The following is a 7785-nucleotide window of genomic DNA, read 5'->3' on the forward strand; positions in this document are numbered from 1 at the left end:
GTTTCGCGCGAAACCGCCGCCCTTCCCGCACGCGGATCGCCGGTTTCGCGCGAAACCGCCAGGTGCTCGACGTGACCCGGCGCGAAAACGAGGGCGCCCCCGGTCGAGAGACTCGGCCGGGGGCGCCCCTTCTCGCGTCAGTCCTTCGGCTTGCCCAGGCGCAGGGCTAGGACCAGGCCGAGGGCGACCACGACCACCGCGCCGACGATCCACGGCCAGATCGGCATGCCGCCGGACTCCGCCGACTCCGGGCCGGGCTGGTCCGCGTTCTGCGGGGCCGGGGCCGGCGTGCCCCCGCCCGGCGCGGTCAGCGTGAAGGTGACCTTGCCGGGCACCGGGTGGCCGTCGTTGGACAGCACCCGGTAGCCGACCGTGTAGACACCCGCCGGACCGAGCTCGCGGACCGGCGCGACGACCGAGTTGCCCTCGACCCGCACCTCCCCGTCGGTCCAGTACGTGCCGTCCGGGCCGACCACGTTGACCGTGTTGTAGCCCTCGCCGGTGCGCACCGGCTGGTCGAAGGTCAGCCGGACCTCACGGGGCCCGGTGGCCAGCTGCGCGCCTTCCGGCGGGTCGCTGCTGACCAGCACGTTGTGCGCGAGCGCCGTGCCCGCGCCGCCGAGCAGCGCGGCCAGCGCCAGCACCGCGACCGCCATCAACCGCTTCACGACTCGTCCTTCCCGGATTCCTGCTGCTTCGCAGCCTGTCCGGCGTTCCGGCTGCGCGCGAGGGCACCGGCCCCCACGCCCAGGCCGAGCGCGCCGACCAGGAGTCCGGCGCCGCCCAGCCAGCGGGCCGTGTCGTCACCGGTGCCGGCGGCCTGTTCGCCGGCCTCCTGGCCGTGCGAGCTGCCGCCGTGCGAGTGCCCCTCCTCGGCCTCCTCGACCAGCTTGAGGGTCGGGGCCGGGTGCTCCGGCTCCTCGCCGTTCGGCGGCGTCGGAGCGTCCCAGTTCACGACCTCGCCGTTGTCGTAGGTCTGGGTGGTGGGCAGCAGCAGTTCGTCGGTGTTGGTCGGCAGGGCGCCGAGCGTCGCCTCGAACTCGTTGAACTCGTTCGGCCCGATCCGGTTGCCTGGCTGCGCGGTCCACGTGATGCTGCGCACAGTTTCGGTGACCTGCGCGCCCGCCACCTCGACCGGCGCGATCTGGACCCGCTCCACCTCGACGGTCCAGCCGGGCATCGGCTTGGTGCGCACCGAGCTCAGCGGGTACTGCTCCGGCAGGTTCACCTTGACCTGCACGGTTCCGGCGTTCGGCCGCTCGTTCGGGACGCGGAAGGCGACCTTGGCGTAGCCGCCCTTGGCCGCCTCGCCGGGCTGTGCGGAAACGTGCGCGGACGCCGTGCCCGCGCCCATTAGCGCAACAATGCCGCAAGCAGCGGTCAGCGCCGCGGATCGAACCGCGAATCGATTTGTCGACATGTTCACTTGAATCTCCTGCGTTTCGGGCTATTCGCGCGCGCGAATACGCGACGAAATGACGAAAGAGCAACGATCAGGTGGCGAATTCCACGTGATCGCCGCCGGCGGCAGGAGATTCCGGCGGCCCGCGACGGGCATGAATGCGCTGGTAGATCAGCTGCGCCAGAGTACGCACCGTGACCACGACGACGCACACCGTGCGCGGCTGCGCAACCACCGGTAGTGGGGTGGACCTGCGGGGCAGGATGGATCCGAGGAGGCGCGCGACTACGAAGAGTGCCCGCTCGGCGCGGGCCATCACGAGCCCGGTCAGCAGCACCACGGCGGCGTGCCCGAGCGTCATGACCAGCGGCGAGAACCGCATCCCGGCGTACCCGTGACCGTCCTGGTGTGACGCCACGAGCTGGAGAAATACGTGAAGTGCCAGCTGGCTGGCGCTCAAGGCCCCTAGAATGCCCCACGACCCGCGCTTGCGATCAGCGAGTGCCACACCGGCACCGGCCAACAGGCCGGTGATCACCAAGGTTGTACCCGGATCGGGTAACGACCCCCCGGCGGCCGCATGTGCGGCCACGGACAGTGACGCCGACGTGGTGGCCAAACCGGCACCGCGCAGGACGCGCAACGCGCCCTGCGTAGGTCTGATTCCGGCTGCCACGGCAGCCAAGTCTAGGTGTCGGTTCGGCCACGCTGACCGCAGGTGAGCTTGCCTTGTTCACCCGATTGGGTCACGGTTTACGGGTTGCAGACGGTCCGGAGCTACCAGCTGCACATTTGCCGGCCACTTAGTTCCAGATCGTCGTAACTGACGACGGAGAGGAGGGGGCGTCGCCGAAAGTCGGCGCCGAAACCTGTGTCGACCGAAACAAAACAAAGTGGTGAGCCCACCGAGGGCCACCATACAACTGGATTGACAGGAAGCCCCGAGTTCCTCGGGAAACCGCGCACGGACTGGGTCGTGTTCGGGGTCACCGCGGCCATCATGTTCGTCGTGGTGCTCTGGGGAGCGGTGGGCACCGACTCGCTGAGCACCGCGTCGAAGGCGGCCCTGAACTGGCTGCTGACCAACACGGGCTGGGGCTTCGTGCTCGCGGCCACCGCGTTCGTCATCTTCGCCCTGTACCTGGCCTTCAGTAAGTTCGGCCGGATCCCGCTCGGCAAGGACGGGGAGCAGCCGGAGTTCCGGACGATCTCCTGGATCGCCATGATGTTCAGCGCCGGTATGGGCATCGGTTTGATGTTCTTCGGCGTTAGCGAGCCGCTGGGCCACTTCGTCTCCCCGCCGCCGGGGACGTCCCCCGCGGAGAGCGAAGAGGCCATCAAGACGGCCATGGCGACCTCGCTGTTCCACTGGACGCTGCACCCGTGGGCGATCTACGCCGTGGCGGGTCTGGCGATCGCCTACAGCACCTTCCGCCGCGGGCGCCGCCAGACGATCAGCGCCGTGTTCCTGCCGCTGATCGGCAAGCGCAACTCCGAGGGCCCGCTCGGCAAGGTGATCGACATCCTCGCGCTGTTCGCGACGCTGTTCGGTTCCGCTGCCTCGCTGGGCATCGGCACCCTGCAGATCCGCAGCGGTCTGGAGAGCGCGGGCTGGCTGGCCAAGGACTCGGCCGGCAGCACCGTCCTGGTGGCGATCATCGTCGTCCTGACGGTGTGCTTCATCCTGTCCGCGGTATCGGGCGTGGAGAAGGGCATCCAGTGGCTGTCCAACATCAACATGGTGTTGGCCGGTGTGCTGGCGCTGTTCGTGTTCGTCGTCGGCCCGACGGTGTTCATCCTCGACCTGCTGCCCACCTCGGTGGGGTCCTACATCAGCGAGTTCGGCGAGATGGCCTCCCGCGCCGGCGCCACCGGCGGCGACGAGATGCAGAGCTGGCTGGCCAGTTGGACGATCTTCTACTGGGCGTGGTGGATCTCGTGGACGCCGTTCGTGGGCATGTTCATCGCCCGCATCAGCCGCGGCCGCACCATCCGGCAGTTCGTGGCCGGCGTGCTGCTGGTGCCCAGCGGCGTGAGCCTCGTCTGGTTCGCGATCTTCGGCGGCGCCTCGATCGACGCCCAGAAGGCGGGTGCCAACGTCTACGGCGAGGGCTCCGCGGAGGCGCAGACCTTCGACGTGCTGGGGACCATGCCGTGGGCGACGGTCACCTCGGTGCTGGTGATGGTCCTGGTGGCGATCTTCTTCGTCTCCGGTGCCGACGCCGCGTCGATCGTGATGGGCACGCTGTCCCAGCGGGGCGCCATCGAGCCGAGCAAGTGGGTGGTCGTCTTCTGGGGTGCCGCGACCGGTGCCGTGGCCGCGATCATGCTGGTCATCGGCAGCGCAGGCGGTGATGAGGAGAAGGCACTGGACGGCATCCAGAACCTGACCTTCATCGGGGCATTGCCCTTCGCCATCGTCATGGTGTTCATGTGCGTGGCCCTGCTCAAGGACCTGCGCAGCGACGACGTGACGCTGCGCGACGCCAAGGGCGCCGAGGTGCTGGAGCAGGCGGTCATCGCCGGTACCGAGGAGCACGACGGCGAGTTCCAGCTGGTGACCACGCCGGCCGAGGCCGACGAGAGCGAGGCCACCGCGACGGCGCCTGCCGGCGGAAAAGAGTAAGAAGCGTGAACTTCCTGGACTACGTCGCATCCAGGTGGCAATCGCTGCTGGTGGATTCCTACCAGCACGCCAGCATGGTGGTGCAGTGCATCGTGCTGGCGACGATCGTCGGCGTCCTGGTCGGGGTTGCGGTCTACCGCAGCCCCGCCGGGGCGGCGATCGCCACCGCTCTCTCGAGCGCGATCCTGACCATCCCGTCGTTCGCCCTGTTCGGCCTGCTCATCCCCGTGCTGGGGCTGGGCGTGGCGCCGTCGGTGGTGACGCTGGTGCTGTACGCGCTGCTGCCGATCATCCGCAACACCATCGTCGGGTTGTCTACAGTCGACCAGCCGATCTTGGACGCGGCCCGCGGCATCGGCATGAGCCGGTTCGGCGTGCTGACCCGCGTCGAGCTGCGGCTGGCCTGGCCCGCGATCCTCGCGGGCATGCGGGTGAGCACCCAGATGCTGATGGGCATCGCCGCCATCGCGGCCTACGCCAAGGGCCCCGGCCTGGGCAACCTGATCTTCAGCGGTCTGAGCCAGCTGGGCGGCGCGAACGCGCTGAACATGGCCATCGCCGGCACCGTCGGCGTGATCATCCTGGCGCTGCTGCTGGACGCCCTCTTCGTGCTGTTCGGGCGGTTGACGACATCGAGAGGTATTCGTGGCTGACGACAAGAACACCCCCGCCGGCGGGCACGGCGTCGAGATCCGCCTGGAAGAGGTCTCCAAGCGCTACCCGGGGCAGAAGCTGTCCGCGGTGGAGTCGGTGACCATGACCATCCCGGCCGGCGAGACCGTGGTGCTGGTCGGACCGTCCGGCAGCGGCAAGACCACCACCATGCGGATGATCAACCGGCTGATCGAGCCGACGGCCGGCAAGATCACCATCGGTGGGCAGGACGTCCTCGGCCTCGACCCGGACAAGCTGCGCCGCGAGATCGGCTACTCGATCCAGCAGGCCGGCCTGTTCCCGCACCTGACCGTCGGCGAGAACGTCGGCGTGGTCCCCGGCCTGGTCGGCTGGGACCGCAAGCGCATCCGCGAGCGGGTCGACGAGATGCTCGACCTGGTCAACCTCGACCCGGGCGAGTTCCGCGGCCGCTACCCGCGGCAGCTCTCCGGTGGTCAGCAGCAGCGCGTCGGCGTGGCGCGGGCGCTGGCGGCCAACCCGCCGGTGCTGCTGATGGACGAGCCCTTCGGAGCCGTGGACCCGATCACCCGCGGGGTCCTGCAGGACGAGCTGATGCGCCTGCAGGCCGAGCTGGGCAAGACGATCGTGTTCGTGACGCACGACTTCGACGAGGCGGTCAAGCTCGGCGACCGGATCGCGGTGCTGGGCGATCGCTCCAAGATCCTGCAGTACGACACGCCGGAGGCCATCCTGGCCAACCCGGCGGACGACACCGTGGCCGGCTTCGTCGGCGCCGGTGCCGCGCTCAAGCAGCTCACCCTGCGGCGGGTCCGCGAGATCGAGGTGGGCCAGGTGCCGACGGCGACCATCGACGAGTCGCCCGCGGTGCTGAAGGAGCGCCTGGGCACCCGCCGCGGCGCGATCGGCCTGGTGCTGGACAAGCGCAACCGCCCGCTGCGCTGGGCGACCGCCCGCGAGGCCGGCGCCGTGTCCACGTTGGACCGCGCCGGGCGGCCGGTGGAGGACAGCGTGGCGCTGGCCTCGACGCTGCAGGACGCGCTGGAAGCGATCCTCACCGACGACGACGGCGTCGCGGTGGTCACCGGCTCCCGCGGCGAGTACGTCGGCGTGGTCGACATCGACACGGTGATGAACACGATCAAGGCGCTGCGCGAGGAGCACGCCGACGACGAACCGGCCGAGGACCAGTCATGAGCAGCCAGTTCGCTTCGGACTCCGGGTCCCGCAGCGCGGAGCGGCTGCGGCTGCTGGCGCAGCCGATCGCGGTCGTGGCGCTGGTCGCCGGGGTGCTGGGCTGGGCGTTCAGCCAGGACAACGACGAGGTGACCGCGCGCAGCATCAACTCGACCACGATCCTCAGCCTGACCTGGACCCACTTCCTGCTCAGCCTCGCGGTCGCCGTGATCGTCGTCGTGGTGGCGGTGCCGCTGGGCGTGGTGCTCAGCCGCAGCTGGGCGCGGCGGGCGGTGCCGCTGGTCATCGGCCTGGCCAACATCGGCCAGGCCGCGCCCTCGGTGGGTCTGCTGGTGCTGTTCTTCCTGATCACCGGCGGCGCGACCGGGTTCTGGATCGCGGTGCTGCCGATCGCCTTCTACGCGCTGCTCCCGGTGCTGCGCAACACCATCGTCGGCCTGCAGCAGGTCGATCCCTCGCTGATCGACGCGGGCCGCGGCATCGGCATGTCGGCGACGGGCGTGCTGGCGCGCATCGAGCTGCCGCTGGCGGTGCCCTACATCCTGGCGGGCCTGCGCACCGCGCTGGTGCTGGCCGTCGGCACCGCGACGCTGGCGCTGTTCGTCGGCGCCGGCGGGCTCGGCGAGATGATCAACACCGGGTACAAGCTGAACGACTGGACCGTCATGGTCGTCGGCGCGGTGCTGGCGATGTCGCTGGCGCTGCTGGTCGACTGGCTGGGCGCGCTGGCCGAGACGTACCTGTCGCCGAGGGGGTTGCGATGAACCGGAAGATGTCGCGCCGCGGCGCGTTCAAGCTGGCCTCGGTGGCGGCGACCGGCGTGCTGCTGACCAGCTGCGGGCTCAGCTCCGGCGGCTCGGTGCCGCTCGCGGTGGAGCCGGGAACCATCCGGCCGGTGCCGGAGCTGCAGGGCGTCACGATCACCGTCGGGTCCAAGGACTTCACGGAGCAGCTGGTGCTCGGCTACATCGCCGAGTTCGCGCTGTCCGCGGCAGGCGCCGACGTCCGCGACCTGACCAGCATCGTCGGCTCGGCCAGCGCCCGGAAGGCGCTGGAGAGCAGCCAGATCGACATCCTGTGGGACTACACGGGGTCGTCCTGGATCAGCTACAACGGCAACACCGACCCGATCCCGGACGCCCGCGCCCAGTACGAGGCCGTCAAGAAGCTGGACCTGGAGCGCAACGGCGTCGCCTGGACGGCGATCACCTACAACGTGGACAACACGTACGCGTTCGCGGTCAACCAGGACGCGGCGCAGCGGCTGGGCGTGGAGAAGCTCTCCGAGCTCCCGAAGATCATCGCGGAGAAGCCGGACGAGGCCTCGTTCTGCGTGGACACCGAGTTCGCCAGCCGCAACGACGGCATGCCCGGGGTGGAGAAGGCGTACGGCTTCACCGCGGACCGGTCGAAGGTGAAGGTGCTGACCGAGGGCAGCATCTACCAGGCCACCCAGAACGGGACCTGCACCTTCGGCGAGGTGTTCACCACCGACGGGCGGATCCGGGCGCTGAACCTGAAGGTCCTGGCGGACGACCGCCAGTTCTTCCCGAGGTACAACCTCGGCATCACGACCCGGGACGAGCTCCTCAAGCGCTACCCGCAGATCACGTCGGTCTTCGAGCAGGTGTCGGCGAAGCTGACGAACGCGGAACTGCTGAAGATGAACGCCCAGGTGGACGTCAACGGCCGGGACCCGGCGGACGTGGCGAGGGAGTGGCTGGTCCAGCAGGGCCTGGTGAAGCTCCCCGGCGGAGAAGCCGCAGGCCGCTGACCGAAGGGGCACCCACGACCGAACGACTCCGCGCCGATCGGGTCCGGGCCGATCGGGTCCGCAATTTCAATGAGCGTTTTTCATCCTGCGTGTTCGAGGGTGAGGATGGCTTTGGCGAGGGTGCCGACGCGGTGGGGGCAGGCGCGGACGCGG

At 69.5% G+C, this 7785-nt stretch carries 8 protein-coding genes; 5 read left to right on the plus strand and 3 right to left on the minus strand.

The genetic code is table 11. The features are described 5' to 3' along the window. Nucleotides 1–137: 137 nt before the first annotated feature. The 3 genes from ACWEV3_RS43200 to ACWEV3_RS43210 form a co-directional block, all read right to left on the minus strand. Nucleotides 138–668 (minus strand): copper resistance CopC family protein, encoded by a 531-nt coding sequence (locus ACWEV3_RS43200; protein WP_452619473.1) that lies wholly within the window; start codon nt 666–668, stop codon nt 138–140. Further along, on the minus strand, nt 665–1354 hold the full coding sequence (locus ACWEV3_RS43205) for a YcnI family copper-binding membrane protein (protein ID WP_452619474.1): 690 nt from the start codon (nt 1352–1354) through the stop codon (nt 665–667). The genes ACWEV3_RS43200 and ACWEV3_RS43205 overlap by 4 nt, the downstream gene beginning before the upstream one ends. A 139-nt stretch (nt 1355–1493) precedes the next feature. Continuing rightward, complete coding sequence (locus tag ACWEV3_RS43210; RefSeq protein WP_452619475.1) at nt 1494–1943, minus strand: hypothetical protein; 450 nt, start codon at nt 1941–1943, stop codon at nt 1494–1496. A 387-nt stretch (nt 1944–2330) separates the two neighbouring features. Between ACWEV3_RS43210 and ACWEV3_RS43215 the strand changes: the two genes are divergently transcribed. The 5 genes from ACWEV3_RS43215 to ACWEV3_RS43235 are packed head-to-tail and all read left to right on the plus strand — an operon-like array spanning nt 2331 to nt 7632. After that, nucleotides 2331–4028, plus strand: a complete 1698-nt coding sequence (locus ACWEV3_RS43215) for a BCCT family transporter (protein WP_452619476.1) — start codon at nt 2331–2333, stop codon at nt 4026–4028. A gap of 5 nt (nt 4029–4033) precedes the next feature. Beyond that, nucleotides 4034–4681 (plus strand): ABC transporter permease, encoded by a 648-nt coding sequence (locus ACWEV3_RS43220; protein ID WP_093260758.1) that lies wholly within the window; start codon nt 4034–4036, stop codon nt 4679–4681. Continuing rightward, entirely contained in the window at nt 4674–5858 is a 1185-nt protein-coding gene (locus tag ACWEV3_RS43225; RefSeq protein ID WP_452619477.1) for an ABC transporter ATP-binding protein, read from the plus strand. The genes ACWEV3_RS43220 and ACWEV3_RS43225 overlap by 8 nt, the downstream gene beginning before the upstream one ends. Beyond that, complete coding sequence (locus tag ACWEV3_RS43230; RefSeq protein WP_452619478.1) at nt 5855–6622, plus strand: ABC transporter permease; 768 nt, start codon at nt 5855–5857, stop codon at nt 6620–6622. Before ACWEV3_RS43225 ends, ACWEV3_RS43230 begins: the two co-directional genes overlap by 4 nt. Next, nucleotides 6619–7632: a glycine betaine ABC transporter substrate-binding protein gene (locus tag ACWEV3_RS43235; protein ID WP_452619479.1), complete on the plus strand. Its 1014-nt coding sequence runs from the start codon at nt 6619–6621 to the stop codon at nt 7630–7632. The genes ACWEV3_RS43230 and ACWEV3_RS43235 overlap by 4 nt, the downstream gene beginning before the upstream one ends. Nucleotides 7633–7785: the final 153 nt, after the last annotated feature.

The sequence above is a fragment of the Saccharopolyspora sp. NPDC003752 genome, from assembly GCF_053605825.1.